This is a genomic window from Comamonas sp. BIGb0124 (assembly GCF_003752175.1).
Taxonomy (GTDB): domain Bacteria; phylum Pseudomonadota; class Gammaproteobacteria; order Burkholderiales; family Burkholderiaceae_C; genus Comamonas_F.
The window spans coordinates 817,220-844,126 of the sequence record NZ_RJVF01000009.1 but is presented as its reverse complement, the minus strand read 5'-3'; the positions used below and the strand labels follow the sequence as shown (position 1 = coordinate 844,126).

General features: G+C 66.6%; 26 protein-coding genes. 8 read left to right on the top strand and 18 right to left on the bottom strand.

The genetic code is table 11. The features are described 5' to 3' along the window. Positions 1-9: 9 nt before the first annotated feature. From EC845_RS10020 to EC845_RS09995, 6 genes are all read right to left on the bottom strand, one after another. Complete coding sequence (locus EC845_RS10020) at positions 10-771, bottom strand: 3'-5' exonuclease (protein ID WP_123297716.1); 762 nt, start codon at positions 769-771, stop codon at positions 10-12. After that, positions 771-2,663, bottom strand: a complete 1,893-nt coding sequence (locus EC845_RS10015) for a DUF294 nucleotidyltransferase-like domain-containing protein (protein ID WP_233598005.1) — start codon at positions 2,661-2,663, stop codon at positions 771-773. Before EC845_RS10015 ends, EC845_RS10020 begins: the two co-directional genes overlap by 1 nt. Before the next feature lie 16 nt (positions 2,664-2,679). Continuing rightward, positions 2,680-4,311 carry a BCCT family transporter gene (locus tag EC845_RS10010; protein ID WP_123297714.1) on the bottom strand — a complete coding sequence of 544 codons (1,632 nt, stop codon included), beginning with the start codon at positions 4,309-4,311 and terminating at the stop codon, positions 2,680-2,682. Between the two features lie 174 nt (positions 4,312-4,485). After that, complete coding sequence (locus tag EC845_RS10005; protein WP_123297712.1) at positions 4,486-5,448, bottom strand: tripartite tricarboxylate transporter substrate binding protein; 963 nt, start codon at positions 5,446-5,448, stop codon at positions 4,486-4,488. 358 nt (positions 5,449-5,806) lie between these two features. Then, complete coding sequence (locus EC845_RS10000; RefSeq protein ID WP_123297710.1) at positions 5,807-7,219, bottom strand: amidase; 1,413 nt, start codon at positions 7,217-7,219, stop codon at positions 5,807-5,809. After that, the gene (locus EC845_RS09995) at positions 7,216-7,884 is read right to left on the bottom strand and encodes an RraA family protein (protein WP_123297708.1); all 669 of its coding nucleotides are present in this window, start codon (positions 7,882-7,884) and stop codon (positions 7,216-7,218) included. Before EC845_RS09995 ends, EC845_RS10000 begins: the two co-directional genes overlap by 4 nt. Before the next feature lie 103 nt (positions 7,885-7,987). Between EC845_RS09995 and EC845_RS09990 the strand changes: the two genes are divergently transcribed. Further along, positions 7,988-8,911 (top strand): LysR family transcriptional regulator, encoded by a 924-nt coding sequence (locus EC845_RS09990; protein WP_123297706.1) that lies wholly within the window; start codon positions 7,988-7,990, stop codon positions 8,909-8,911. 212 nt (positions 8,912-9,123) lie between these two features. On the opposite strand, the gene EC845_RS09985 is transcribed toward EC845_RS09990, so the two are convergent. Continuing rightward, entirely contained in the window at positions 9,124-11,508 is a 2,385-nt protein-coding gene (locus tag EC845_RS09985; protein WP_123297704.1) for a membrane-bound PQQ-dependent dehydrogenase, glucose/quinate/shikimate family, read from the bottom strand. 475 nt (positions 11,509-11,983) lie between these two features. Between EC845_RS09985 and EC845_RS09980 the strand changes: the two genes are divergently transcribed. Beyond that, complete coding sequence (locus tag EC845_RS09980) at positions 11,984-12,997, top strand: LacI family DNA-binding transcriptional regulator (RefSeq protein ID WP_199739764.1); 1,014 nt, start codon at positions 11,984-11,986, stop codon at positions 12,995-12,997. Between the two features lie 40 nt (positions 12,998-13,037). Here EC845_RS09980 and EC845_RS09975 read toward each other — a convergent pair whose 3' ends face one another. From EC845_RS09975 to EC845_RS09960, 4 genes are all read right to left on the bottom strand, one after another. Next, complete coding sequence (locus EC845_RS09975; protein WP_123297700.1) at positions 13,038-13,613, bottom strand: flavin reductase family protein; 576 nt, start codon at positions 13,611-13,613, stop codon at positions 13,038-13,040. Between the two features lie 97 nt (positions 13,614-13,710). Next, on the bottom strand, positions 13,711-14,757 hold the full coding sequence (locus EC845_RS09970) for a serine hydrolase (RefSeq protein ID WP_199739763.1): 1,047 nt from the start codon (positions 14,755-14,757) through the stop codon (positions 13,711-13,713). A gap of 196 nt (positions 14,758-14,953) precedes the next feature. Then, on the bottom strand, positions 14,954-15,352 hold the full coding sequence (locus EC845_RS09965) for a hypothetical protein (RefSeq protein ID WP_123297698.1): 399 nt from the start codon (positions 15,350-15,352) through the stop codon (positions 14,954-14,956). 226 nt (positions 15,353-15,578) lie between these two features. Further along, positions 15,579-16,214: a DUF6806 family protein gene (locus EC845_RS09960; RefSeq protein ID WP_123297696.1), complete on the bottom strand. Its 636-nt coding sequence runs from the start codon at positions 16,212-16,214 to the stop codon at positions 15,579-15,581. Between the two features lie 249 nt (positions 16,215-16,463). Between EC845_RS09960 and EC845_RS09955 the strand changes: the two genes are divergently transcribed. Beyond that, the gene (locus EC845_RS09955; RefSeq protein ID WP_233598004.1) at positions 16,464-17,534 is read left to right on the top strand and encodes an Ldh family oxidoreductase; all 1,071 of its coding nucleotides are present in this window, start codon (positions 16,464-16,466) and stop codon (positions 17,532-17,534) included. A 36-nt stretch (positions 17,535-17,570) separates the two neighbouring features. Here EC845_RS09955 and EC845_RS09950 read toward each other — a convergent pair whose 3' ends face one another. The 3 genes from EC845_RS09950 to gpmA all read right to left on the bottom strand — a co-directional run bounded on the left by EC845_RS09950 (position 17,571) and on the right by gpmA (position 20,958). Then, positions 17,571-18,323 carry a HesA/MoeB/ThiF family protein gene (locus EC845_RS09950; protein ID WP_123297695.1) on the bottom strand — a complete coding sequence of 251 codons (753 nt, stop codon included), beginning with the start codon at positions 18,321-18,323 and terminating at the stop codon, positions 17,571-17,573. Positions 18,324-18,475: 152 nt separating this feature from the next. Continuing rightward, positions 18,476-20,035, bottom strand: coding sequence for a S41 family peptidase (locus EC845_RS09945; protein ID WP_123297693.1), 1,560 nt, complete (start codon positions 20,033-20,035; stop codon positions 18,476-18,478). A gap of 176 nt (positions 20,036-20,211) precedes the next feature. Beyond that, positions 20,212-20,958, bottom strand: coding sequence for a 2,3-diphosphoglycerate-dependent phosphoglycerate mutase (gene gpmA, locus EC845_RS09940; protein ID WP_123297691.1), 747 nt, complete (start codon positions 20,956-20,958; stop codon positions 20,212-20,214). 135 nt (positions 20,959-21,093) lie between these two features. Here gpmA and EC845_RS09935 point away from each other — a divergent pair, with 135 nt between their 5' ends. From EC845_RS09935 to EC845_RS09920, 4 genes are all read left to right on the top strand, one after another. Then, on the top strand, positions 21,094-21,501 hold the full coding sequence (locus tag EC845_RS09935; protein ID WP_123297689.1) for a rhodanese-like domain-containing protein: 408 nt from the start codon (positions 21,094-21,096) through the stop codon (positions 21,499-21,501). A gap of 51 nt (positions 21,502-21,552) precedes the next feature. After that, entirely contained in the window at positions 21,553-21,816 is a 264-nt protein-coding gene (gene grxC, locus EC845_RS09930; protein ID WP_123297688.1) for a glutaredoxin 3, read from the top strand. 227 nt (positions 21,817-22,043) lie between these two features. Further along, entirely contained in the window at positions 22,044-22,499 is a 456-nt protein-coding gene (gene secB / locus EC845_RS09925) for a protein-export chaperone SecB (RefSeq protein ID WP_123297686.1), read from the top strand. Between the two features lie 162 nt (positions 22,500-22,661). Then, positions 22,662-23,732 carry an NAD(P)H-dependent glycerol-3-phosphate dehydrogenase gene (locus tag EC845_RS09920; protein WP_123297684.1) on the top strand — a complete coding sequence of 357 codons (1,071 nt, stop codon included), beginning with the start codon at positions 22,662-22,664 and terminating at the stop codon, positions 23,730-23,732. 13 nt (positions 23,733-23,745) lie between these two features. On the opposite strand, the gene EC845_RS09915 is transcribed toward EC845_RS09920, so the two are convergent. After that, on the bottom strand, positions 23,746-23,967 hold the full coding sequence (locus tag EC845_RS09915; RefSeq protein ID WP_123297682.1) for a hypothetical protein: 222 nt from the start codon (positions 23,965-23,967) through the stop codon (positions 23,746-23,748). A gap of 199 nt (positions 23,968-24,166) precedes the next feature. Here EC845_RS09915 and EC845_RS22355 point away from each other — a divergent pair, with 199 nt between their 5' ends. Continuing rightward, positions 24,167-24,322, top strand: a complete 156-nt coding sequence (locus EC845_RS22355) for a hypothetical protein (protein WP_158615664.1) — start codon at positions 24,167-24,169, stop codon at positions 24,320-24,322. A gap of 94 nt (positions 24,323-24,416) precedes the next feature. Here EC845_RS22355 and EC845_RS09910 read toward each other — a convergent pair whose 3' ends face one another. The 3 genes from EC845_RS09910 to EC845_RS09900 form a co-directional block, all read right to left on the bottom strand. Then, on the bottom strand, positions 24,417-25,364 hold the full coding sequence (locus EC845_RS09910) for an ornithine cyclodeaminase family protein (protein WP_123298060.1): 948 nt from the start codon (positions 25,362-25,364) through the stop codon (positions 24,417-24,419). A gap of 147 nt (positions 25,365-25,511) precedes the next feature. Beyond that, complete coding sequence (locus EC845_RS09905) at positions 25,512-26,012, bottom strand: copper chaperone PCu(A)C (RefSeq protein ID WP_123297680.1); 501 nt, start codon at positions 26,010-26,012, stop codon at positions 25,512-25,514. Between the two features lie 37 nt (positions 26,013-26,049). Next, positions 26,050-26,832 (bottom strand): IclR family transcriptional regulator, encoded by a 783-nt coding sequence (locus EC845_RS09900; RefSeq protein ID WP_123297678.1) that lies wholly within the window; start codon positions 26,830-26,832, stop codon positions 26,050-26,052. Positions 26,833-26,907 lie beyond the last annotated feature (75 nt).

Here is a 26,907-nt window from a genome sequence, read left to right as displayed (position 1 = left end):
GCCGGCGTTTCAGGACCAGAGTGCCGAGAGCGGCGTGTCGGGCGTGAACCGGTGGGCGACCTGGGCCTGCAGCAGTTCGGCAGTGGCCAGCGCATCGGTCAAGGCATGGTGCAGGCGATAACGCGGCAAGCCGTAGCGGTCGCGGCTGGCGGCCAGCCGGATCGACACGGGAGGCGCAGGCCGGTGCAGCCAGCGGGGCAACCACTGCCAGGGCTGCGGCTGACGGTGCAGGCGGGCCTCGAGCGCCATGGTGTCGATGACCGGAAACTGGACGCCCTCCCCCACACGCGACGACACGGCGGCACGCAGGAACTGCCGCTCGATCTCGCGGCAATGGACCACCATGACATGGCCGGCCATCATGCCCAGCACCTCTTCGAGCACATCGAGCAAGTCGGGGGCGTGGCGGATGTGGGCATGGGTGATGCCATGGAAAGCCACCGAGGCGCTGCTCAGCGGCAGCCTCGGCTTGAGCAGCCAGTGGCGTGCCTGACTGGAACGGATGCGCGAGAGCGACATCGGGACGAGGCCGATGCTGAGAATGCCGTCGCGTTCCGGATCGAGCCCCGTGGTCTCGACGTCCAGCGCCATGAGCGGCGCCTCGTGCAGCGGCGTGCTGCCTTCGGGCGCGCCTGCACGGTAATAGGCCTGCAGCCGCGGGTCGCGGGTCGCCGCCAGCAGTTGCCGCATGCCCAGGGGCCAATCGAGCGCGCGGGAGCCCTCGGCGGGGGGCGTTCCGCCGGGACCGCGCAAGAGGCCGCTGTGCAGCATCAGCGCGGCCGCTCCGGCCCCCGGGCGGACTGGAAACGGAACTTCAGGTAGTCCTGGGCATGGCTGAGGATGGTGAAGGCATCCCGCAGGCTCTTGCGTTCGAACTCGGAGAGCTGGTCGGGCTCGATGCTGTTGTCGGGCTCTCGCCCCCCCTTCAGATCGCGGGCCTGGTTGCGGATGCGCACCATGCTGATGAACTCGAGCGCATCGTGCAATGCGGGTCCCCGGCCGGGCGGCAATGCGCCGGCTTCGACCACTTCGTCGAGCCGGTCGAACGAGTTGAGGGCCTCCGAGCCGATACCCAGGGCATGCACGCGGATGAGGTCGGACAGCGGGGCCGTGCCGCGCCGCTTGAGATTGATGGCCGCACTGTGGCGGCCATCCACCTCCAGCACAAAATCCTTGAAGAATCCGAGCGGCGGTGTACGCAGCAGCGCGTTGCGAGCCATGCTGGCCAGAAAGCGCGGATGGGCACGGGCGTGCCGGGCCACCATGGCCCGCAGGCTGTCCGCCCACTCCGTGCGGCCGGCCACGCCGTCGATGTCGAAAAAGATGTTGCTGTGGAGCAGCGACTCGGGCGTGGGGTTTTCGATCCATTCGCGAAACCGCGCTTCCCACACCCGCAGGGGCTGGCGCCACTGGCGGTTGCTGGCCATGACACCGCCGGTGCAGTAGGCATAACCGCACTGCGCCAGGCCGTCGCAGACAAACCGTGCCAGTTGTTCGAAGTAGGCGTCGTGAACCGCCTCGTCGTAGCTGTTGTCCAGGATCAGGGCGTTGTCCTGGTCGGTCACGACGAGCTGTTCCTGCCGCGCCATGGAGCCCAGGGCCAGAAAGCAGTAAGGCACCGGCGGTGGGCCGAACCGCTGCTCGGCGAGTTCGAGCAACCGTTGCTTGAACGCCCGGCCGATGGCCGACAGCGTGCTGCCCACGATGCGCGAACTGAGATCGCCTTCGACCATCTTGACGAAGCTGGCCCGTGCCTCGCGGGCCAGCACCGCCAGTTCTTCGACCGAGGCCGCCCGGTTGATGCCGGCCACCACGAACAGGCTGCTCTGGGATTCGAGCCGGACGATATCGGACATGGCCAGCACGCCCACGGGCTCGCGTTTCGCGAGGACCGGCAGATGGTGCACGTTGTGACGCAGCATGAGCATCATGGCCTCGAACACCAGCCGGTTGTGATCGATGGCGATCACGTCCTGCGTGGCGATCCGGACCACCGGCGTGTCCATGTCCCGGCAGCCGGCCACCAGCCGCGAGCGGATGTCGCGGTCGGTGACGATGCCCGCCAGGACCGGCCGGCCCGTATCCGGATCGGGGCGCACCACCAGCAGCGACGACACGTCGTGCTCGGTCATGCGCTGCGCGGCTTCGCGGGCCGTGGCCGACTCCGGGATCGTGACGGCTTCGCCCTGGAGCAGGCTCTGTACATCGGCCGACAGCAGGCCGCTGTCGGTCTGCTGGCGCAGCACGGCCTGCCTCAGCCGGGTGCGGTCCTCGATCTCGACCTTGTCGGCAAACAGTTCATGCGTTTCGAACAGTTGGGTGAAGACCGGCTCGGGGACCAGGTAAAGCAAGGTGTCTTCGGCGGCACGCGCCGGGAAACGCACACGCTTGCGATGCAGCAGGCCGAACTCGCCGAAATAAGCGCCTTCGGTGACCCGGTTGTAGAGCGTGCCGTCGCGCCTGAAGACCTCGACCACACCGCTGCGCACGATATGCCAGAACTGCGCATCCTGGCCGAACTCCACGATCGGGCTGCCGCCCTTGAAATAACGCACGTCCACCGACTCGGCCAGGCGCTGCAGCGTGGGCCCGTCGAGCTCGCGGAAAGGCTCGTGACTGGCCAGGAAAGCCAGAATCTCGAACTGTTCATCCTGCATCGTCATCCCTGCCGCGGTTCTCTCAACGCGGACGCGGCTCGGACGCCAGGCCCTTGACGATGCCGATGGTCGCCACCAGCAGCAGGATCGCGAACGGCAGGCCGGTGGAGACGGCCATGGCCTGCAGCGCGACCAGCCCGCCCCCCAGGATCAGGGCAATGGCCACCAGGCCTTCGAAGGTGCACCAGAACACACGCTGCGGAATGGGCGATTCGATCTTGCCGCCGGCCGAAATCACGTCGATCACCATCGAACCGGAATCCGAGGAGGTGACAAAAAACAGCACGACCAGGATGAGTCCCACGAACGAAGTGATCTGCGCCAGGGGCAGCGCCTCGAGCATCAGGAACAGCTGCAGCGGCAGCTCTGCATCGGCCGCCGCGCGATAGCCGGCGCTGACCAGTTCATGGATGGCGGTTCCACCGAAAACGGTCATCCACAGGGTGCACGCCAGCGAGGGCACGATCAGCACCGAGACGATGAACTCGCGCACCGTGCGGCCACGCGAGACCCGCGCAATGAACATGCCGACGAAGGGCGACCAAGAGATCCACCAGGCCCAGTAGAACGCCGTCCAGCCCTGGGCAAAGTTGGCGTCGTCGCGACCGAAGGGATTCGCCAGCGCAGGCAGGTACTCCAGGTAGGCGCCCAGATTGGAGAAGAAGCCGGTGAGGAGAACCAGCGTCGGGCCCAGCACGATGACAAAGACGACCAGCAACAGCGCCAGCAGCATGTTGATCTCGGAGAGCAGCTTGACGCCCGCATCCAGGCCCGAGAGCACCGAAGCGGTGGCGATCGCGGTGATGCCGATCACCAGCACGATCTGGGTGGTCTCGCCCATGGAGATGCCGAACAGATGGTTGAGGCCCGCGGCAGCCTGCGCGGCGCCCAGGCCCAGCGAGGTGGCCAGCCCGAACAGCGTGGCGAGCACCGCGAGGATGTCGATGACGTGGCCGGGCCAGCCCCACACCCGCTCGCCCAGCAAGGGATAGAAGACCGAGCGGATGGTCAGCGGCAGGCCCTTGTTGAAAGAGAACAGGGCCAGCCCCAGCGCCAGAATGGCATAGATCGCCCAGGGATGCAGCGCCCAGTGGTAGATGGTGGCCGCCATGGCCAGTCGGCTGGCTGCGGCGGCATCGCCGGCAGCACCGCCCAGCGGCGCCCAGTCGGTGCGCACCCCGTCTTCCATCTGCACGCCGGCCATGGCCGTGCCAAAATGCGACAGCGGCTCGGAGACGCCGTAGAACATCAGCCCGATGCCCATGCCGGCCGCGAACAGCATGGCGAACCAGCTGCCGTAGTTGTAATCGGGACGGGCTTCGGTCCCGCCCAGCCTGACGCGCCCGAGCGGCGAAATCGCCAGCACCGCGCACAGCAGCACAAAGATGTTGCCGACCGAGATGAAGAACCAGTCGAGATGGCCGGTCAGCCAGTCTCGCAATCCGGAGAATATCGGCTCGACCGAATTCTGAAATGCCAGCGTGAGCACCACGAACGCGATGACGGCGACGGCCGACACGGCAAACACACGGTTGTGTATGTCGAGGCCGAAGGGGCCCAGTTGCATGACGATGTTGTCCTGCCCCACCTTGTAGTCCGTCGAGATGGGGGTGACCTCGCCATCGGGGGTCATCGGATCCGGCTTGTCTGCCATTCGTACTCCTTGCATGTCCATTCACCGCCGCTCACCGGACAAGGCATTGACCAGCCAGCCGGCAGCCTGTGTATTGGGCTCGGAAACGGCAGCGCGCCGCGTGCTCCGCAAGGGTCAGACGATGTAGGACAAGGCCCCGGACGCGGTCCTCCGGCGGGACGGAGGACGGACGCTTCAGTCGAGGCTGATCTTGGCCTCCTTGACGATCACGCCGTAACTCGCATAGTCCTTTGCAAGGAAAGACGCGTAATCGGCCGTCGTGTCGCCGACGGGGATGAGGCTGATCTCCTTGAGCCGGGCATTGAGTTCGCCATGAATGGCCTGGCTCACCAGCGCATTCAGTTTCTGCACGATGGCCGGCGGGGTTCCGGCCGGCGCCGCCATGCCGATCCAGGCATAGGACTCGTAGCCGCGCAAGCCCGCTTCGCTGATGGCCGGCACGTCGGGCAGATTGCTCAGGCGCTGCTGAGTGGTCACGCCCAGCGCCACGAGTTTTTTTGACTGCACGAAAGGCACGGCCGTCGGCGAGGTCTCGAACATCAGATCGATCTGTCCGCCCACCAGATCCGCCAGTGCGGGTGCGCCGCCCTTGTAGGGGACATGCAGCATCTTCACGCCGGCCTGCGCGGTGAAGACCTCGGCGGCAATGTGCTGCGCGCTGCCCGGCCCTGCCGAACCGTAGGTCAGCTCACCGGGCTTCTGGCGGGCCAGGGCGATGAGTTCCTCGACCGACTTCACCCCCAGCCTGGGATTGACGATGAGCACATTGGGCTGGTCGGCCACACGGGTGATCGGGGCGAAAGCGGTCCGGGGGTCGAACGCGATCTTTCTGTAGAGATGGCCGTTGGCCGACAGCGCGGCCGGGGCCATCAGCAGCGTGTAGCCGTCGGGAGCCGATTTGGCGACGAAATCCATGCCGATATTGCCCGAGGCACCCGATCGGTTCTCGATCAGGACGGGCTGGCCCAGCTTGTCGGTCAACATCTGGCCGACCATGCGGGCGGTCATGTCGACGCTGCCACCGGGCGGAAACGGCACGACCAGGCGGATGGGTTTGACAGGATAGTCCTGCGACCAGGACAGCGTGGGGCAGACGCAGAAAACACAGAAAGCCAGCAGATAACGGAATGCAGACATGAAAAGCCTCGCGCGCAGAAGAATGAAATGAACGCGGCTCCAGGACTTCGTCAACGCCCGGAATCGTCCCGGCTCCGCTCCCCTGCGAAGGCGCAGCATCCGTGCCAAGGCCCGACATGGATTTTTTTGCCGGTTGATAAATTCCGCCCGTTTCTCCGCGGGTTTCGTCGAGACCGAAGCCCAGTCCACCTGCCTCGATCGCCCATTCGGTGCATGTTCACGACCCTGCCCCGATGTGGTTCGGCGGGCGCACCAAGTTGCGGAGCGAACCCGGTGCCGGTGTCCAAAAAAAAGACCACGGCGCAAGGCCGTGGTCAGGACAGTCGAGAGGGCGGACGACGTCTGCACGCGGTGCGGTTCAAGTCTCCCAGGCCGGCCAGCGCGCCTCATGAAAAGGCGTGAGTTTCTGGAACTCGGCGGCGATGCGAAGCACGTCTGCGTCGCCACGGCGCATGCCCGCGATCTGCAGTCCCATGGGCAAACCCTGGCGATCGAGGCCTGCCGGCACCGACACGCCGCAGCGCTGGAGCAGATTGAAGATGCGGGTGTAGCGGATCGGCGCCTGTGCGGGATCGAGCGTCTGCAGCGACTGGGCCGTCGTCGGTGCGGCGGGCGTGAGCAGCACATCCAGGCGATCGCATTGCGCGGCAAACCGATCCTTCAGAAAAGCCTGATGACGCCGTGCCTGCAGATAGGCCGTGGCCGGCAGCTCGGTGCCCGCCAGCAGGCGCGGGCGCACGGTGCGGTCGATCGGCAGGCTCTCGTCGCGCGCCAGGTCGCCATAGAGCAAGGCGCCTTCGGCCAGCATGATGCGGCTGGCGGTCTCGGCAAAATCCTCGAACGTGGTGGGCAAGGCGGTCTCGACCACCTGGGCACCCGCCTGTTCGAAGACCGTCAATGCAGACGCATAGGCATCCAGCACGTCGGGAGCCACGCCCTGCAGATCGGCAGCACCCAGGCAGCCCATGCGCAAACCGGCAAAAGGCTGCAGGGGGTCGCCTTGCGGTGCGGCGGGTGCACTGCCCGGCCGGCCCAGCGCCTGCCCTTCGGCCAGCACCTGCATCAGGGCCAGGGCATCGATGGCACGCGTGGCAAAGACCCCCACGCTGTCGAGCGTCGGGCTCAGGGCAGCGACCCCGCGTGCATCGACCAGGCCCCACGTGGGCTTGTGGCCGGTGATGCCGCACAGCGCTGCGGGCACACGGACCGAACCGCCGGTATCGGTGCCGATGGCCAGCGGCACCATGCCGGCAGCCACCGCCACGGCCGAACCGCTGCTCGATCCGCCCGGGCTCAGGTGCTGCGCGCCACCCCAGGGATTGCGCGGTGTGCCCATGAACTCGTTGAGCCCCCAGGCCCCGAGGGCAAATTGCACCAGGTGGGTCTTGCCGACGATGATGGCACCTGCGGCCAGCAGCGTGTGCACCAGCGGCGCCGACACGTCCGCAAGCGCTTCGCGCCGGAAAGCGCAGCCCCAGGTCGTGGCCTTGCCGGCGATATCGACCAGATCCTTGATGGCAACGGGCACGCCGTGCAGCGGTCCCAGCCAGTGTCCGGCCTGCAGCATCGCATCGGCGGCTTCGGCGGCCGCCAGGGCCTCGTCTTCATAGACCTCGACGAATGCGCCCAGGTGCGGATCCAGTGCCCGGATGCGCCGCAGGCATTCCTGGGTGGTGGCCAGCGCGCTGGTACGCCCTTGGCGATAGTCGGCTGCGTGCTCGGCCAGGCTGGGCCACGGCGCGGGGCTCGAACAAGGGGCGGCGGCGTTCATCGGGCCTCCATCGCTTTCTGGATGACGGCCGTCGTGCCCATGATGTCGGGATACTTCTCGCCCGCGCGCAGGCGGGCCAGGGTGGTCTTCTCGTCGTGCTGCATCTGCAGGGCACGCCGGGCCGAGGCCTGGATGTCGGCGCGCGGCATGACCAGCAGACCGTTCTCGTCGGCCAGCACGGCATCGCCGGGGTTGACGGCCACGCCGCCGCAACTGACGGGCACGCAGAACTCGCCGCCCAGCCCCAGCGTCTTGACCGTCACGGCCGAGACGCCCCGCGACCACACCGGCACGCCGTATTCGCGCAGTTCGCCGAGGTCGGTCACGGCGCCATCGACGATGATGCCCGCCACGCCGGCGCAGCGCGCTGCGTAGGCCACTGCGCCGCCGAGCGAGGCAATCGCCCGGTCGCCGCAGCGGTCGATCACCAGCACATCGCCGGCACGCGCCTGCCCGATGGCGTAGTGCACGATCGAGCCGTCCATGCCGGGCATGCGCACGGTGATGGCCGTTCCGGCAATGCGTCTATCCTGGAAATGGGCCCGGATGCCGATGTCCATGAAACCGGTGAATCGGAAATGGCCGATCACGGCCGGTTCGGCCTGCACCAGCAGATCGAGATCGTCGGGCGCAATGGCGGGCGGCAGGGGATTGAGGACAAACATCGCTAGACTCCAAAACAAAAGGCGTTGACACGTGCCAATCTACGGACAGCGCCGCACATCGCCAAGTCAGTAATTTCGACCATACTTGATTAATTTTTTTGCGATGCTCCGATTCACTCTGCGCCAGCTCGAAGCGTTCTACTGGACAGCCAAGCTGGGCACGGCACATGCCGCAGCCGATCACCTCAGCCTGACGCAGCCGGCCGTGTCCACGCGGATCCGCGAACTCGAAGGCACGCTGGGCCTGGCGCTGTTCCGGCGCAGCCAGCAACGCATCGAACTCACGGCCGAGGGCATCAATGCACTGGCCTACGCCGAGCGTGTATTGGGCGCGGGCCAGGATCTGGAACTGCTGGGCAGGGGCGCATCGCCGCTGCGGGGCGTGCTGCGCCTGGGCGCCGACGAGTCGTCGGCCACCGTCGGCATGGCAGAGACACTCACCCGGCTGAAGGCCAGACACCCCGACCTGCGCATCGAACTCACGGTCGATGTCGGCAAGGTGCTGTCTGAAAAAGTCGAAAAACGCGAATTGGATGTGGCCCTGCACAGCGGCGGCACCACCAGTGCCCACGTGACACGCAAGCCCATGGGCGCCATTCGCTTCTGCTGGGTCGCGGGGCAGACCAGCGGCTTTCCCGCAGGCCGGGTGCAGCCGGCCATGCTGGCAGACCTTCCCATCGTCACCCACAAGGCGCCGACCACCCTGCACAGCCTGGTGGACGACTGGCTGCGCACCGGTGGCCACGCGTTTCGCACGTTTCATTCGTGCAACTCGCTGGCTCTCATGCTCGATCTGGTGCGCCACGGACATGCCATCGCGGTGCTGCCGTATGCGCTGCTGCGCCCTTATGTGGAGTCGGGCGAGGTGCGCATCCTGGAGGCCGATCCGCCGCTGCCCATGGCGCAGTGTTTCATTTCGTACACCGACACGGCCCAGGCCGCCGGCGTGCAGGCGTTCATCGAAGTCGCGCAGGCCGTGTATGCCGACAAGCAGTTCTTCTCGCCGATCGAGTCGCTGCCGGACTGACACCTGAAAGCAAAAAAACGCACCGCCGCTCCACCCCCTGCAACAGAAACGTTCAGGGCCTGGAACGGCGGTGCGGTGATGCGCACAAGTCGGCGGGGAAAGAGCCTGTCGGCACGACCGGCCCATCCACAGGCGGTCGATCGCGCCGCCTACCCGCCCGCCGGGGCACCGTGCCGATCACAGAGGAACGGCCGGACCCCGACGAACGCGCCTCAGGGCAGCGCGTAGGCGATGATGTAGTCGCCGCGGTTGTCGTTGGTGCCGGTGCGTGTCGCACCGCCCACGGTGACGACGACGTACTGCTTGCCGTCCTTGCCCATGTAGGTCATGGGCGCGCCCTGGCCACCGACCGGCAGACGTCCGCGCCACAGTTCGCGGCCGGTGTCGTTGTCCAGCGCACGCAGGTAGTAGTCCAGGGTGCCGTGGAAGAAGGTCAGACCCCCCTTCGTCACCAGCGGACCGCCCATGGTGGGCATGCCCAGCGGGATGTGCACGCCCGGCACGATGCCGCGCACAGGCGCGTCTTCGATCGAGCCCATCGGCACCTGCCACTTGGTCTTGCCGGTGGTCAGGTCGATGGCCGTCATGCTGCCGAACGGCGGCTTGAAGCACGGCACGCCCAGCGGGGAGACAAACATCGAACGCTCCACGCCCCAGGGTGTGCCGACCTGCTCGGAGTACTCGCCTTCGGTGCTCGGTGTCAGCCCGATGCGCTTGGCTTCGTCCTGCTTGATGAAACGGCCCCATTGCGCCATGCGGATGTCGTTGACGATCAGCGTTCCGGTGGACGCATCGACTGCGCCGCCGCCCCAGTTGAAACCACCGTAGTAGCCCGGATAGATCAGCGTGCGCTGGCCTTCGGCCAGAGGCGTGAACTCGCCTTCCCAGCGCATTTCCTTGAACTGGATGCGGCAGTAGAGCTGATCGAAGATCGACGCGCCCCACATGTCGGACTCCTTGAAGCGCTCGGTGCCCACGGACAGGGCCGAGTACGGCTGCGTGGGTGCGGGGTTCATGCCTTCGACCGCGTCGGTCGAGACCGCACGCTGCTCGACGTCGAACACCGGTGTGCCGTCGCGGCGGTCCAGCACGAAGATCTGGCCGCGCTTGGTCAGGCCGATCACCACGGGCGTGGTCCCGCCTTCCTTGTTGGGCAGGTCGTACAGGATGGGCTGGGCCGAGACGTCGTAGTCGAACTGATCGCGATTGGCCGTGCGGAAGTGCCACTTGTCGACGCCGGTCTTGACGTCGATGGCGACGATGGCATCGTTGTACTCGTCCGAGTAGGCATGGCGGTTGCCGGCCCAGAAGTCGGGCGTCTGGTTGCCGGTGGGAATGTAGGCCAGGCCCAGCTTGGGATCGTACGAAGCCGTGCCCCAGAAATTGGGCGACTCGGGCGCATAGAGCTCGCCCTCGGGCAGCGGCGTGCTGTCCTTCGGACGTGCCGGATCCCAGGCCCACAGCAGTTGGCCGGTCCGCACGTCGAAGCCGCGCACCACGCCCGATGCCTCGCCCACACGCAGGTTGTCGTTGAGCTTGCCGCCGATCACGACGACATCGCCGGCCACCAGCGGCGCCGACGTCAGGTAATACGAATCTTCGGCACCGTGGCCCAGGTTCTTCAGCAGATCGTAAGACCCGTTGTCGCCGAAACCTGCACACGGTTGGCCGGTCGCGGCATCGAGCGCGATCAGGCGGGCGTCCACCGTGGTCATCACGAGGCGCTTGCGGCAGGCGGCGGCCTGTTGATCGGCACCGGCCACGGCCGTGGCCTGCGATTCGGGCTCGGCAAAGTAGCCCAGGCCCCGGCAACGTTTCCAATGCGCATTGGCGAAGGTGTTCTTGACCTGCGGGTCGTACGACCATTTCTTTTCGCCCGTCTGCGCATCCAGTGCGAACACCTGGTTGCTCGGCGTGCACACGTACAGCGTGTCGTCGATCTTCAAGGGCGTGCCCTGGTACTCCTTGCCGTCGACCGCGAGATCGCCGGTGCGGAAGGTCCACGCCACCTTCAGGTCCTTGACGTTGGCCTTGTTGATCTGGTCGAACTGCCCAAAACGATCGCCATGGGTGTTGCGGCCATAGGCCGTCCAGTCGTCGCCGTCGGCAGCACCCGCCTGCGCATCGAGCACCGGCGCGGCGGCATCGCTGTCGGCCACCACCGTGGGATGCGGCTGGAACATGCCGACAAAGATGCCGACCACCACCAGGGCCAGCACCACGGCGAGACCGCCGGCGGGCTTGCAACGCAGCGCAGCCTGGCCGTCGGCTTTGAGCAGCCAGGGGGCACCGGCAGCGGCGACCAGCGCCACCACGATGAACGTCACCAGACGCGGCACCAACTGCCAGAAGTCGCTGCCGACTTCCCAGAAGGACCAGATCCCGCTCACGGCCAGCAGCGCCAGCGCCAGCGGCAAGGCGAACGCCCGGCGCTTGAACAGGCCATAACCCACGCCGACGAGGGCCAGGCCGGCCGGCAGATAGAACCACGAGCCACCCAGCGTGAGCAGGTAGGCGCCACCGCCTGCCAGCCCCAGGCCCAACAGGGCCAGAATGCCGCCGACAACGGCGAGCACAGTCGAGGAAAAACCTCTCATCAACAACCTCCAAAGTGTTTTAGGCACGGCTGCGCCGGAACCTCGATTCCCACGCCATAACCGCCATCTCGATGACAGCCAGGTGTTTTGCACCCGGATGCAATCTCGGGGCGCAGTATGCATCTCGATTTGGACAAGTTTTCTTCGCCCCCTTTAAGACCCACTGCCACTGACGTTATTTCCGATATGAATTTTGACCGGTTTTGCTATAATTTTTTACTCGTATATTTCAAATATTACTGAAACATCAGAAATACGCATTCAACGATGCGGCGCCGGCCCATCCTTCGGATCGCGACGAGGTCCTGAGCCAGAGCCCACGGATCGGGCTGCTGGCACAATGCAGCGCACACTGGCCCGAGTCGGCAAGAAACCGGCGGCGTGCCCCCCTGACGGCATGCACGATGCGACAGGGCTGGGCCGCACATCGGTCCACCTGGGGCCCCACAACAAAGATTCCGAGACAATCTCCACCGTGAAGACTCACACGTCCACCCCTCCGCGCAAAGCCACCGCCAGCGACGTCGCACGCGAAGCCGGCGTTTCCAAATGGACGGTGGCTCGGGCCTTCACGGCCGGCGCGTCGATTTCGCCGCACAGCCGCGAGAGCGTCATGGCAGTGGCCCAGCGCCTGGGCTACCGGCCCAATCTGCTGGCGCGCAGCCTGTCGACCAAAAGAACCCACCAGGTCGCCGTGATGGTCGACGACTTCGCCAACCCTCACAAGCTGCTGGCCCTGGAGATGCTGACGGCCGAATTGCAGGCCAACAACCTGATGGCCATGCTCATCCACATCGGCGAGGCCTTCGACGATACGCATGCCTTTCTGACGGCCGACCAGCGCCAGGTCGACGCCGTCGTGATGTTCGGCTCGGGGTTTCGCGCCAGCACCTTGCAACAGACCCAGCGCGACGACAGTCCGCCGCTGTATGTCCTGGCGCGCGAAAGCACCATCGACGGCGTGCCGTCGGTGTCCTGCGATGTCGAACCCTCCATGGGCGAGATCGTCGCCCACCTGGCTGGCAAGGGCTATCGGCGGCCCGGTTTCATGTCGGGCCCGAAGCCCCTTTTGACGCAGGTGGGCCGACAGCAATACCATGCCAGCCACTGGCTGAAACGGGGTATCGACAACATCGTCGAGATACCCTCGGGTCAGTATTCACTGGATGCGGCACAGAAGGCCCTGAGGCATTACCTTCGGTCGACCCCCGAGGCCGAGCGCATCGACGCGCTGGTGTGCGAGAACGATGTCCTGGCGCTGGGGGCCATCGATGTCGCCCGTCACGAATTCGGCCTGCAGGTGCCGGGGCAATTGGCCATCGTGGGCTACGACGGCATCGAGCTGGGCCGGCTGGCCTCGTTCGGACTGACCACCTACGAGCAACCCATGCGGGAAATGGTCCGGGTGCTGGTCGAGATGATCCTGGGCCAACGCGAGCCGGCTTCGCTGGCCCTGCGTGGCCGGCTGATCCTGAGGCAATCGGCCTGACTCGCCGTGCATCGCCACCGCCATCCGGCCCGGTGCCGGTTCAGGGCGTCACATCCAACGCATCGCCGATCGCATAAAAACGTCCGCCGGCAATGTAGTGCAGGCTGCGCAGGTCGGGATCGGCCTGTTCGAAATGCCAGTGACCGTCCGAGAACACACGGCTGTCCGCCCAGGCTCCGGTCACCTCGCCGATGAACAGGTCATAGGCCTGCTGGTTGTGCGGCTCCGGCACCAGCCGGCAGGCCAGCCAGGCCGAGCAGCCCTGCACGAAAGGCAGATCCTGTCCCTCGATGTCGAACAGCGTCACGCCGCACCGCTGGAGCTTGCCGGGCTCGTCCGCCAGACTGCTGTGTCCCACCTGATGCGTCAGCCTCACCTGCGCAACCGTCGGCACATGGATGACAAAACGCCCGCTCCGCTCGACCAATTGGCGGGTGCGCGTGCTCTTGTCCAGCACCACCGTCAGCTTGGCCGGTGCGAAGTCCAGGGCACAGGCCCAGGATGCGGCCATGACGTCGTCGACGCCCGCGTGGCGAGCCGACACCAGTGTCGTCGGTCCATGATTGAGCAGCCGATAGGCCTTCTCGAGCGGCACGGCCGCGATGGGGTGACTCATCTCAACTCCTTGTACGAGGCCGCCTGCTGCCGGCGCGCCTGCGGTCGCACTATGCCATGCGGCGTGCGCTGGCGCCGGGTCGGGGTCTTGCGGTGCGTCAGCCCGCGGCCCGTGTCACGATCTCTTCCAGCAGGGCATGCAGGCGGTCGCGGTAGCCGGTGCGCGCCGATGGCGAAGACTCATCCGACGTCATGGCCACCACCAGCCCGGCCGCCGGCACCACGTACAGCATCTGCCCGCCGTAGCCCCAGGCATAACGCACGTCGTGCCCTGCCATGCGGCGCAGGAACCAGCCGTAGCCATAACCGTCGCCATTGAACACCGACGTGGTGCGGGGGCGCCAGGACTGCTCGATCCAGTCCTGCGACAGCAGCCGCCGGCCGTCGGCCGTCAGGCCGCCGCGCACATACAGTTCACCAAAGGCCAGCAGCGAGCGCGGGCTCATCGCCATCTGGTTGCCCCCCAAGTAGATGCCTTGGGGATCGCGCTCCCAGTCGACGATGGCAAATCCGCCCAGCGGTGCCAGCCAGTCCCGCGCCAGCGCCAGGGTCGAACGACCGCTACGGCGGGTCAGGATCGCCGAGAGCAGGTGCGTCGAACCCGTCGAATACAGCATGCCGCCGCCCGGCTCGTCGACGAAATCCTGGGCCAGCGCACTGCGTACCCAGTTTCGGCTGGCCACCCAGCGACCGTAGTGGGGGCCCGAGGTCCGCTGCAGGCCCGCCTGCATGGACAGCAGGTGCCCGACCGTGAGCCGGGCCAGCCGTGGATCGGGGTCGCGCGGCAGATCGCCAGGCAGCAAGGCCGCGACGCGCTGATCCGTTCCTGTCAGCACACCGCGGTCTATCGCCGCACCCACCAGCGCCGACACCACCGTCTTGCTGGCCGACTTGATGTTGGTGGCGGCAGCCAGGGCACGCCGTCCATAGGCCCGCTCGGCGAGCCGTTGCCCATGGCGCGACACGACGACGGCCTGAAGGGGTTCGAGCGCCCCGGCCGCCGTCAACACCGCCTCCAGGCCTTCCGGCCCGTCACCCCTCGCATCGCCTGCCTTGCGCGCGCCGCGCGCCGCCGGGGCATCGGACTGCGCCCAGGCCCATGCCGGCAGGCCGGCGGCCGCGCACACAAAGTTTCTTCGGTTCAACAGGGGCGGAATCAACAACCTCGTCATGGGCTTCATCACTCCAGATCGGTGGAGCACACGACACACGGCTCCTCATACCCGTGTTGTGAGAAGCTGGCCGCACCACAGTTCCGCCGGCCGCACCAAAGGAACAGCCGGATCGCAAAAAACCGGGGATGCGGGCCTGTGGTCTGCGGTCTGCGGTCTGCGGTCGGCGTCAGCCTTGGTCGCTGCGCCACGATACGCGCGGCACCTCGTGCTGGTCGACCGGCCGCGGCGAGGCCATCGTGCAGGCGCGGTTGGCACTGGCTTCGGCCAGCGCGAGGTAACGATCGCGCAGGTCGTCGAAGCGCGTATCGCGGCCGCGCTGGTCTTCCAGAAAGGCAAATGCGGGCCAGAGCAGAAAACCCGGCGCGTCGACCACACGCGTCTTGGCGGGGGAGTCGACGATCCAGTCGCTGTATTCCGCCAGCTGGCGCTGGGCGTTGCGGGTCTCGGCCGCCAGCGAGGGACAATCCTGCTGCTGGTAACGCGCGACATGCGAGGTGGACGCACAGCCTGTCGCCAGCAGGGCGAAGCATGCAGGCAACAGACGGAGGGACAGGGCAATCTTCATCGGGTGGGCACAAAAAGTAGCTGCGATCGCTGCTGCACCGCAAGCCCCCACTCTAAGCAGATCGGCCTTGAAAGGCTATCGGGGTGAGTCCGGGTGGATCAGCAGGATCCGTGCATGCAAGACCCGTGCACACTCGCGCGATGCAACCGGCCCGTCATGGCAGCCCCGCATGCTGGCGTCATTCCGTGACGCCTTCATGGCAATCCCCCGAGACGGACGCCCGGTTTCAGTGCAAGTGGCGGGGTTTGCGGCCGTTGTTGCCCCGTCCGCCGCTGCCCGGATTGCCGGTACCGCGCGGCGGACGCCCGACCTGCAGCGACTCGACCAGCGCATCGAAACGATCTTCGAAGAGCTTGTCGATTTCCTGCACCACGCCGCCCAGCTCGGAGCCGTCGAAGTGGCGCTCCATGAGATTGACGACGTCCTGGATCAGCAGGTCGCGCTGGACCTGCATGATGGCCGCCGGCGTGGGGCCCACGAACAGCATGACGAAATCGTCGCGCGATTCGTCTTCGCGGCCCTCTTCCTCGTCATCGTCGAAAGCGGTGTCGTAGAAGGTGACTTCGATGAAGGCGCCGCGCTCGGCCAGTTCATTGAGGGCCATGCACATGTCGTCGAGCGACTGGCGGAAATCCTCGTCGCCGCCGACCGTCCAGCACATGTGCAGGACGTGGGTCTTGTTGTCGTAGCGGATGCCGGGCTCGTCGTCGTAGCTGCTGGCGGCGCCGTCGGCCAGCGAGCGCGCGCCGGCGTAGCTCCACAGCGGCTTGAGTGCTTCTTGCAGTTGGGTCAGTTCGACGTCGGCCCTCAGCGGAACATCGCCGTGGACATGGATTTCAAACGGGGCGTTGTAAAGAGACATCGTGAACCGATCAGGAAAGCCCAGGCCTGGCCCCGAGCCGGCGTGCCGGGGCATTCAGAAACCTGACGGGTGATTTTAAGCCGTGTGCGCGGGTGAATGGCCGCTGTCGGCCACACGCCGGGCCGGCAGCCCCTGGCGCCGGAATGCCCGCCGACGCAAAGGGGTATGCTTGGGACTGCTCCGCAACCGTCGGCCCTTGCCTTCCTGCAGCCCCTTTCCGAACGCCTGCGCCAACCTCACCCCTCCAAGATGTCTCATCCCGTTTCCAACGCCACGCCCCCCCTCAAGCCGAACACGGTCAACCTGACGATGGACGAAGCGCAGGACCTGGTGGTCCGGGCGTTGACCACTGCGGGCGCGCTCCCCGAAAACGCACGGCCCGCCGCACGGGCGCTGGTGCAGGCCGAGGCTCAGGGCCTGTCTTCGCATGGACTCGGCCGTGTTCCTTCGTACGCAGGCCACCTGCGCACCGGACGCGCGCACGGCGACGTACACCCCGTCGTGGCGCACCGCCGTGGTGCAGCGCTGCTGATCGATGCCAAGGATGGTTTTTCTTTTGCCGCCTGCGACATGGGTATCGCCGAAGCCATCGGCATGGCCCGAACACAGGGTATTGCCCTGTTGGGCGTAACCAACAGCCACCACGCCGGCGTGCTGGTCGACCACCTGCGACCCGTCGCTGCCGCCGGCATGATCGGACTGGGCTTCACCAACGCGTCGGCCTGTATGCCCGCGGCGGGCGGCAAGCGCGCCCTGTTCGGCACCAACCCCATCGCGGCGATCTTTCCGCGCCAGGCGGGCAACCAGCCGGCCGATCCGCTCATGATCGACCTGGCGCTCTCCGAAGTGGCGCGCGGCAAGCTGATGACGGCCGCGCAACGCGGCGAATCCATCCCGCTGGGCTGGGCCGTGGATGCCGACGGCCAGCCGACCACCGACCCCGTGGCCGGTCTGGCCGGCTCGATGCTGCCCATCGGGGCGGTCAGCAGCCCCAAGGGCGCCATGCTGGCCCTGATGGTCGAGATCCTGGCCAGCGCCCTGCTCGGCGCCAACTTCAGCTACGAAATGGGGACGTTCTTCACCGACGAAGGCGGCCCGCTGCGCTCGGGGCATCTGTTCATCCTGATCGATCCGGGCGCCATGGCCGGGCAGGCCGAATACCATGCCCGCCTCGAAGAACTGGTGCTGTCGATGTTCGAGGACGACGGCGTGCGTCTGGCCGGAGCCCGGCGCCTGGCGCTGGAGCGCGCGGCCCAGGTCCACGGCATTCAGATCCCCCGGGCGCTGTACGACCAGATCCAGGCGCTCATCGAGGCCTGAGGCCCGGATCGCGGCTGCCCGCCCCCGGCAGCCGATTCAGTGCCGGCCGCCGCAGACGGGGCAGGCAGGCTGCCGCGGCACCTTGAGTTCGCTCCAGCGCATGCTGCGCGCGTCGAGCATCTGCAGCCGGCCCGCCAGCGTCGGGCCGATGCCCAGCAGCAGCTTCAATGCCTCGGCGGCCTGCATGCTGCCCACGATGCCGACCAGCGGGGCAAACACGCCCATCACCGCACACCGGACCTCCTCCGGCACCTGGGACGGCGGGAACAGGCAGGCATAACACGGCGACTGCGCATCGCGCAGGTCGTACACGCCGATCTGCGCGTCGAAGCGAATCGCAGCCCCCGAAACCAGGGGCTTGCGATGCCGAACGCAGGCCGCATTGATGGCCTGCCGGGTGGCGAAGTTGTCGGTGCAGTCCAGCACCACGTCGGCCAGGGCGACCTGCTCGGCCAGCGCCTGGCCCTCGAGGCGCTGCGCCAACGCCTGCAGCTGCACCTCGGGATTGATCGAGCCGACACGGTCCGCGGCCGACAGGGCCTTGTTGCGGCCCACGGCCGCCAGGTCGTGTGCGATCTGGCGCTGCAGGTTGGTGACGTCGACCACATCGTCGTCCGCCAGGGTGATTCGGCCCACGCCAGCCGACCCCAGATAAAGTGCCGCAGGCGATCCGAGTCCGCCTGCACCGACGATCAGCGCATGCGACGACAGCAGCCGCTCCTGCCCCTCGTCGCCGATCTCGTCGAGCAGAATGTGGCGCGAATAGCGCAGCAGTTGATCGTCATTCATCACACGGCCGTCCTGGCTCGGGCATGCCCTCGGGCACACGCACGTTCATCACAACACAAAAAAACCCAAAGCGGGAAAAGCACAAGGGCACCAGCCGCAGGCTTGGTGCCCTTTCTTGGCATGGCCGGCCCGGTTCAGGGCCGGCAGGCCGCTCAAGGCGCCGGCTTGCTGGCCGGGGGCTCGACCTTCTCGGCCGGCACCGGCGTCTTGTCGCCAGGGGTACGGGCCGGTGCGCCGGGCTGGGCCGGCGGCGTGGCCACGGGCTTGGCGGCCGTGCCTTCGGGAACGGCGGGCCGTTCGGTCAGGGTCTTGCTCACCACGACCGGCTGGCCCTTGAGCTGGTTGATGGCCTGCTGCAGCTGGAAGTCGTCGTTGCTGCCGAGTTCGGGCACCTTGCGCTCGGACTGCGGCTTCTTGGACTCTTCCTCGAGCTTGCGCAGCGCTTCCTGGCGTGCTTTTTCACGCTCGGGATCGACGGCGGCGGCCTCGGTTCCGCGACCGGCGGTCAAGTGCTGCGCCAGATCGGCCTCGCGGGTCCGCAGGATGGCGAACGGGCTGCCGTCCTTGGTGTCGTCGACCATCACGTCGGGCACGATGCCCTTCGCCTGGATCGAGTTGCCGCTCGGCGTGTAGTAACGCGCCGTGGTGATCTTGAGGCCGGTGTCCGGGCCCAGGGCGCGCACGGTCTGCACCGAGCCCTTGCCGAAGGTCTGGCTGCCCATGATGGTGGCGCGCTTGTGATCCTGCAGCGCACCGGACACGATCTCGCTGGCCGAGGCCGAGCCTTCGTTGACGAGCACGACCAGGGGCACGGACTTCAGTGCGGCCGGCAGCGTGCGCAGCAGATCGGGAGCGCCGCGGCGCTGGTAATCGGCCGGCGTGGCACGGTACTCGGAATTGCTGTCGGGCAACTGACCCTTGGTGCTGACCACCAGCGCGTTGTCGGGCAGGAAAGCCGCGGACACCGCAACGGCCGCATCGAGCAGGCCGCCCGGGTCGTTGCGCAGATCCAGCACCAGGCCCTTGAGCTTGGGCTGGTCGGCATAGATTTCCTGCACCTTGCGCACGAAATCCTCGACCGTGCGTTCCTGGAACTGCGTCAGGCGGATCCAGGCATAGCCCGGTTCCACCACCCGGCCCTTGACGGACTGGGTCTTGATCTCCTCGCGGGTGACCGTCACCGGGAAGGTGCGGTTCTCGTCCTTGCGGAAGATGGTGAGCGTGACCTTGGTGCCCGCCTCGCCCCGCATGCGCTTGACGGCATCGTTGAGGCTCAGGCCGCGCACGGCCGTGTCGTCGATGCGGGTGATCAGGTCGCTGGGCTTGAGGCCGGCCCTGTAGGCAGGCGAGCCTTCGATGGGCGAGACCACCTTGACCAGGCCGTCTTCCTGTGTGATCTCGATGCCTACACCGACAAAACGGCCGGTCGTGCCTTCGCGGAATTCCTTGAAGGTCTTCTCGTCGAAATACTGGGAGTGGGGATCCAGGCTGGAAACCATGCCCGAGATGGCGTCGGTGATCAGCTTTTTCTCGTCGACCGCCTCGACGTAATCCGTCTTGACGATGCCGAAGACCGCCGCGAATTGCTGCAACTGCTCGAGCGGCAACGGCGTCGGTCCCCCTCTTGCAACAGCCTGCAATTGCACCATCGTGAGTGCGCCTGCAAACGCGCCGATCGAAATCCAGCCCGCGATTTTCAGTTTTTGACCCATCTCTGCTCTTTCCTTGCGCCATCACGGGCATCCATGCCCGTGGCAGCCATCAGTGTCTCATGACTAGCAACCTGCTGCAGCGTGCGAGTACCGCACACGCCCAATGGTTCCGCCATCTTCCGACACGCACAGAGGATGCCAGCCCACGGCGGGCCGGCATCCCCGGTCGGCTGACCTCAGGCCTTGCCCTGGTTGGCCACGGCTGCCGCGGCCTTGGCCACGGCATCGGCATCGCCCAGGTAGTAGCTGCGGATGGGGCGCAGATCGGCGTCGAGCTCGTACACCAGCGGGATGCCGTTGGGGATGTTGAGGCTCACGATGGCATCGTCCGAGATGTCGTCGAGGTACTTGACCAGCGCCCGGATGGAGTTGCCGTGAGCGGCAATGACCACCCGCTTGCCGCCCAGGATGGCGGGGGCGATGCTATCGTTCCAGAAGGGCAGCACACGCGCCACGGTGTCCTTGAGGCACTCGGTCAGCGGGACGCTCTCGCCTTTGCCCAGGTTGTCGTAACGGCGGTCGCCACGTTCGCTGCGGGGGTCGTCGGCTTCGAGTGCCGGCGGCGGCGTGTCGTAGCTGCGGCGCCACACCAGCACCTGTTCGTCGCCGTACTTCTTGGCGGTCTCGGCCTTGTTGAGGCCTTGCAGGCCGCCGTAGTGGCGTTCGTTGAGGCGCCAGCTGTGCACCACGGGCAGCCAGGGGCGTTCGAGTTCGTCGAGGGCGTGCCAGAGGGTGTGGATGGCGCGCTGCAGCACGCTGGTGTAGGCCAGGTCGAAGTCGTAGCCGCCTTCCTTGAGCAGCCGGCCGGCCTGCTTGGCCTGTTCCACGCCCGTGGGCGTCAGGTCCACGTCGGTCCACCCGGTGAAGCGGTTTTCCAGGTTCCAGGTCGATTCGCCGTGGCGGATCAGAACTAGCTTGTACATGAGAGTCTCTCGTCTGAGTTATGGAACAGGCAGCACCGGAGGCCTCGCGGCGACCGGCTTCCGGAAGCATTTCACACCCCCGGGCAATACGCCATTCTAAAATGCTGGATTTTCGATAGCCCAACAAGGATAGTTGTGAACTTCATTACCCAGAACTGGATATTGATCCTGGTGGCCCTCGCGTCCGGCGCCATGCTGTTCCTGCCTGCACTGCAGGGCGCCCGTTCCTCGCTCACGGCCGCTGCGGCCGTGCAGCGCATCAACCGCGAAAAAGGCGTGCTGATCGACGTCCGCGATGCGACCGAGTACGCGGCGGGTCATGCCCGGGGTGCCAAGCACGTGCCGGCGGCCGAGATCGACACCCGGCTGCCCCAGGTGGTGAAGAACAAGGCGACGCCCATCATCGTGATGTGCGCCACCGGTTCGCGCGCAGGCAAGGCCGTGGCGCAGATCAAGAAGCTGGGATACACCCATGTCGACGCCATCTCCGGCGGTCTCAAGGGCTGGCGCACGGCGGAGCTGCCGGTTGAAAAATCGGCCTGAGCCCCCAGCTCGGCTATTCCCTCTTCTCCTGATTTGCACAAAGGATCCGTCATGCAAGCCGTCAAGATGTACACCACTGCCGTATGCCCGTACTGCATTCGCGCCAAGCAGGTGCTCAAGAGCAAGGGCGTGGAACACATCGAGGAAATCCGCATCGACCAGTTGGCCGACGAGCGCGTGCGCATGATGGAACTGACAGGCCGCCGCACCGTGCCGCAGATCTTCATCGGCGAAACGCATGTCGGCGGCTGCGACGACCTGATCGCGCTCGACAGCAAAGGCGGCCTGGTGCCGTTGCTGCAAGGCCAGGCCTGACCGCCTCGGGCACTGCACCCGGCCCTGTATCTGGACCGGAACATCTTGTTCCGCTGCCATAATCCGACGTTGACCCGGCCCCCGAGCCGGCAGTCCGAGCCAGCCGCCGGACACCGCGAGGCCTCGAGTCCGCGGCACCGGCGGTCTTTGTTCGGCCGGGTCGTCATGCAGCCGGTCCCAGGGGGTCGAGTTGCCCGAATTCCCTACCTCTTACCTGAAAGTCTTCCATGTCCGAAGTCAACCAAGATCCCGTGTTCCAGATCCAGCGCGTCTACCTCAAGGATCTGTCGCTCGAGCAGCCCAACTCGCCCCAGATCCTGCTCGAGCAGCAACAGCCTTCGGTCGACATCCAACTGGCCGTGGCCGCCGAACCGGTTGCCGACGGCATCTACGAAGTGGCCGTGACCGCCACCGTGCAGACCAAGATCGAAGACCGCACGGTGTTCCTGGTCGAGGCCAAGCAAGCTGGCATCTTCGAAATCCGCAACCTGCCCGACGAGCAGCTCGGCCCGATCCTGAGCATCGCCTGCCCCCAGATCGTGTACCCCTACCTGCGTGCCAGCGTGGCCAACACCGTCACGCAAGCCGGCTTCCCGCCCGTGCACCTGGCGGAAATCAACTTCCAGGCCATGTACGAAGCCCAGCAGCAGCAAGCCGCTGCCGCCCCCACCGTCACGCAATAAACCCCGCTTGGCGCACGGCAGGTCTGGCCTCCGGGCCGGGTCTGCTCTAAGCTCAAGGGCCGGTCGCCGTCTCGACGACCGGCCCGTTCTTTTTTCGGGAACCCGTACCCGTTCGGTGCGCTCCACTCCAGAACCTGTTGTCTCTCTGCCCGACGCCGCATCATGAGTTCGTCCCCGCTGCCTCCGCTTCACATCCTCGTCCTCGGTTCAGGGGCCTGGGGTACCGCCCTGGCCATCAACATGCACATGGCCGGCGGGCACCGGGTCACGCTGTGGAGCCGGTCGGCCGAACAGGCCCAGGCCATGCAGGCCACGCATGAGAACGTCCGTTATCTGCCGGGCATCGCCCTGCCCCAGGGGCTGGCCATCGACAGCCGCGCGGTGACCGAACTGCCCCGTTATGCCGCAGGGTTCGATCTGGTGGTGATCGCCACGCCGATGTCGGCCCTGCGCGGCATGCTGACGGTGCTGGCAGAGACCGGCACACCGGTGGCTTGGCTGTGCAAGGGCTTCGAGCAGGCACGGGCCGCAGCGGCGGGACGGCATGCCGACTCCCAGCCCAACGGCCTGCTGGGCCACGAGATCCGGGCGCAGGTCTCTCCCTTCATGAAGGCCGGCGTGCTGAGCGGGCCGAGTTTTGCGCAGGAAGTCGCCAAGCTCCAGCCTTCGGCACTGGTGGCCGCCAGCCGCGACCCGGCCGTCAGCCAGTTGCTCGTGCGGGCCTGCCACAACGCCACCCTGCGGGTCTACGCCAGCGACGACCCGATCGGCGTGGAAGTCGGCGGCGCCGTCAAGAACGTGCTGGCCATTGCCGTCGGTCTCTGCGACGGGCTGGGACTGGGCCTGAACGCCCGTGCCGCGCTCATCACGCGCGGCTTGGCCGAGATGGCCCGGCTGGGCTTTGCACTGGGTGCGCAGACGGAAACCTTCATGGGCCTCTCGGGTCTGGGCGATCTGGTGTTGACCGCCACCGGCGACCTGTCGCGCAACCGCCGGGTGGGCATGCTGCTCGCCCAGGGCCAGACGCTGGAGCAATCGGTGCAGTCGCTGGGGCATGTGGCCGAAGGCGTGTATTCGGCACGCACCGTGCTGGCCCGTGCCGCGTCGCTCGACGTCGACATGCCCATCACGGCAGGGGTCGTCGAACTGCTCGATGGCCGCATCACGCCGGCCCAGGCGGTCAGCGCACTGATGGAACGCGGCGCCACCACCGAAGTTCACCCGCCGTTGTGACCGGCCGTCGCGGTCAGGAGTAGGGAACGGGGCGCAGCACCGCGCTGGCAACGCCGACCATCAGGGTCAGCACCACGGCCAGCACGATGAGCAGCACGCCCCACCACTGCCGCCGGCGCAGCACGCCCACGGTAAAGACGACCGCCAGGCCGTAGGCCGACCATGGCAGCCAAAGCGCCAGCCAGACCAGCAACAGGTTCACCGCCGTCCAGACTTCCTGGGCAGTCACGTTCATTCCGACTCCAACAACGATCCGGCCTTGCCACCAACGCCACGAGGCACCGATTGTGCCCGCGGCAGCGTGGTGCCGGCGCCACGAGGCGGCACCACGTGCAGACTTTTGCTGTATTTCCCCCGACCGCATGCGTTTGTAGAATGGCTCCGAGCCCCCGCCTCCCGCGCCGGCTTGGCTGTCTGGAGAGACTGGAACCCGTATGCCTTTGCGGTACATAGACCCTCAGGAACTGGGGGGCGCCCCTTCGGAGTCCGAGCGCTCGGCGCATCGCCAGGTACGCCTGCACATGCTGCTGGCCGTTCTGGCCATGGCCCTGGGCGTGGCCGGCGTGGCGATGGTGGTCTACGCCAGTTGAGCCGGCACGGTCGGTCTGCCGGCCCGCTCGGCCGACGAGACACGCCAAGGCCACGGCATAGACCGCCGGCACACCCCGCGTGGCCGGTTCATCCTCAACCCGCCAGCGACTCGTACACCAGCACGGCAGCCGCAAGATCCTCCACGGCGCTGCCGACGGCCTTGAAGACCGTGCGCGGCCGGGCTTCGCCGTCGGCTGCTGCAGGCGGGCGGACGCTGCCCCGGCACAGATCGGCCAAGGTGCCGGCGATGTCGCTCTCGCGCAGAGCACCGGCAGCCACCGCATTCAGGATATCGCCCGATTTCATGAGCGCCTCGGGCGTATCGACGTACACATGCGCACCGTCGAAGCAATCCGGGGCGGCCTCGGTCATCCGCGGTGTGAAAGAGCCGATGAGATCGAGATGGGAACCGGGCTTGAGCCAGTCGCGCCACACCAGGGGCTCGGTCGACAAGGTGGCGCAACTCACGATGTCGGACTGGGCGACCGCATCGGCCAGGTCGGCGCAGGCACTGGCCCGATGACCCTGTTGCTGCAATTGCCGGGCCAGACGATCGGCCTGCTCCGGCTTGCGGGTCCAGATTCGAACCTGCTCGATGGGCCGCACGGCCGCCATGGCCTGTGCCAGCAGCCCTGCAATGCGGCCACCGCCCACGATCAGCAGCGTACGGGCATCGTCCGCGGCCAGAAAACGGGCCCCCAGCGCAGCGGCCGCCGCCGTGCGCCAGGCGGTGATCACATCGCCGTCGAGCGTTGCCAGCGGCACGCCGGTGGTGGCGTCGAACAGGATGTAGGCCGCATGCAGGCCCGGCAGGCCCAGGGCCGCATTGCCGTCGAAGATGTTGATGACCTTCAGGCCGTAATAACCCTGATCGCTCCAGGCCGGCATGAGCAGCGACGTGCCGCTGGCCTGACCGCAGGTGACGGCATGCGTATGGCGCAGGGGCACGGTGGCCTCGCCGGCAAAGGCATCGGCCAGACCATCGATCAGCCGGGGAAAGCCGAGCGCGGCCTGGGTCTGTTCAGCGTTGAAATGCCGCATGGTGATCGAGCGATGAATGACGGGGCAGGCAGGCATTCCACCACAGAGCGCGCCCTGCCGCTGTCACGCGTGCAGTCTCGCCGGGCTGGGCTGCACCTCGGCACATGAAGTCCTCGCGAACCCTTCTGCCGACCTGCCGCACGCCCCTCAATGCCCATGGCCGGTGTGATCGCCATCGTCGTCGATGTCGTCGTCATGCCGATGCACCTCGGGCGCTCGGATCGCCACCTTGACGTCGACGTTCCGGGTCTTGCCGGCAGGATCCATCACACGCAGGGTCAGCGGCACGGTCTGGCCGGCGACGAGCTCCTGCGTCAGTCCGAGCAGCACGATGTGATCACCGCCGGGCTTGAGCTGGACGGCTTCGCCGGCCGGCAGATCGAGCGCATCGACCGCACGCTCGCGCGACACATGTCCGGTGAGCGTGACCTCGTGCAGCCGAGCCACCTTGGCGCTGGGGGTGGAGACGCCGACCAGCTTGCCTGCAGACGGCGACTGGAGATCGACGAAGACCCGGGCATTGGCTTGCGAAGGACCGGTGGTGCGGGCCCACGCATTGCGGGCTTCGATGTGCGAGGAATCGCACCCTGCGGCGGCGAAGGCGCAGGCCGCGACCAGGCAGTGAGCCAGGCATCGTTGAATGTTCATGGGGTATCCCTTCGAGGAGCGAGTCGGACGGCCGCGATCACGCGCACTTCTTGAAAAGCGACGAGGCCGTGCTGGCCCGCGACACCTCTTGCGCCGCCTCGAGCAGCGCAGGACCGAGGGCTTCCATCCGGGCCGCATTCAGCCTGACCGAAGGGCCTGCAATGGTGACCACACCGATCGCCCGGCCCTGGAAATCGAGAACCGGTGCCGCCATCGAACTCATGCCCGGGCCGAAGACGTCCACGATCATGCTGAAGCCCTGTTGCCTGGACGCCTTGACCAGCGCCATCACGCCTTTGATCGAGGTCGGGGCCTTCGGACCGAAATCTTCGGGTTTGCCCAATCCCTTCTTGGCGACCAGCGTCATGGCCTCGTCGTCGCTCATGGTCGAGAGCCAGGCGATGCCCGCAGCGCTGCACGACAGCGCGACCGACAGGCCCATGTCGGGGTCGTAGCGCAGGCCGCGTGTCGCACCCTGCGCCTTGGCGACAAAGGTGAGGTCTTCGCCGTCGACCACGGCCAGGCGAACCAGATCACCCGAGACCGACGCCAGGTTGTCGAGCAGAGGCTGTGCGACATCGACGATACCGGAGGCACTCAGAAACGACAGCCCGACGGAGACCAGCTTGATGGTGAGCACGTATTGGCCGTCCTGCGGGTTCTGCCGGACGTAACCGCACTTGATCAGCTCCGCGAGCAAACGATGGGAGGCGCTGAGCGGGATGTCCAACTCACTCGCCAACGTCGACAACGGACACCCCGAAGGGCGGGTCGACAACAGCTCCAAAGCCTGGAAGGCCCTTTCAAGCGCACTGCTCATCTGTATCTCTCTGTCTCTTTTTCTCTGTTGCGCGAGTGTAGCGACAAACATCGTTCAAATACTAGGAAGGGATTT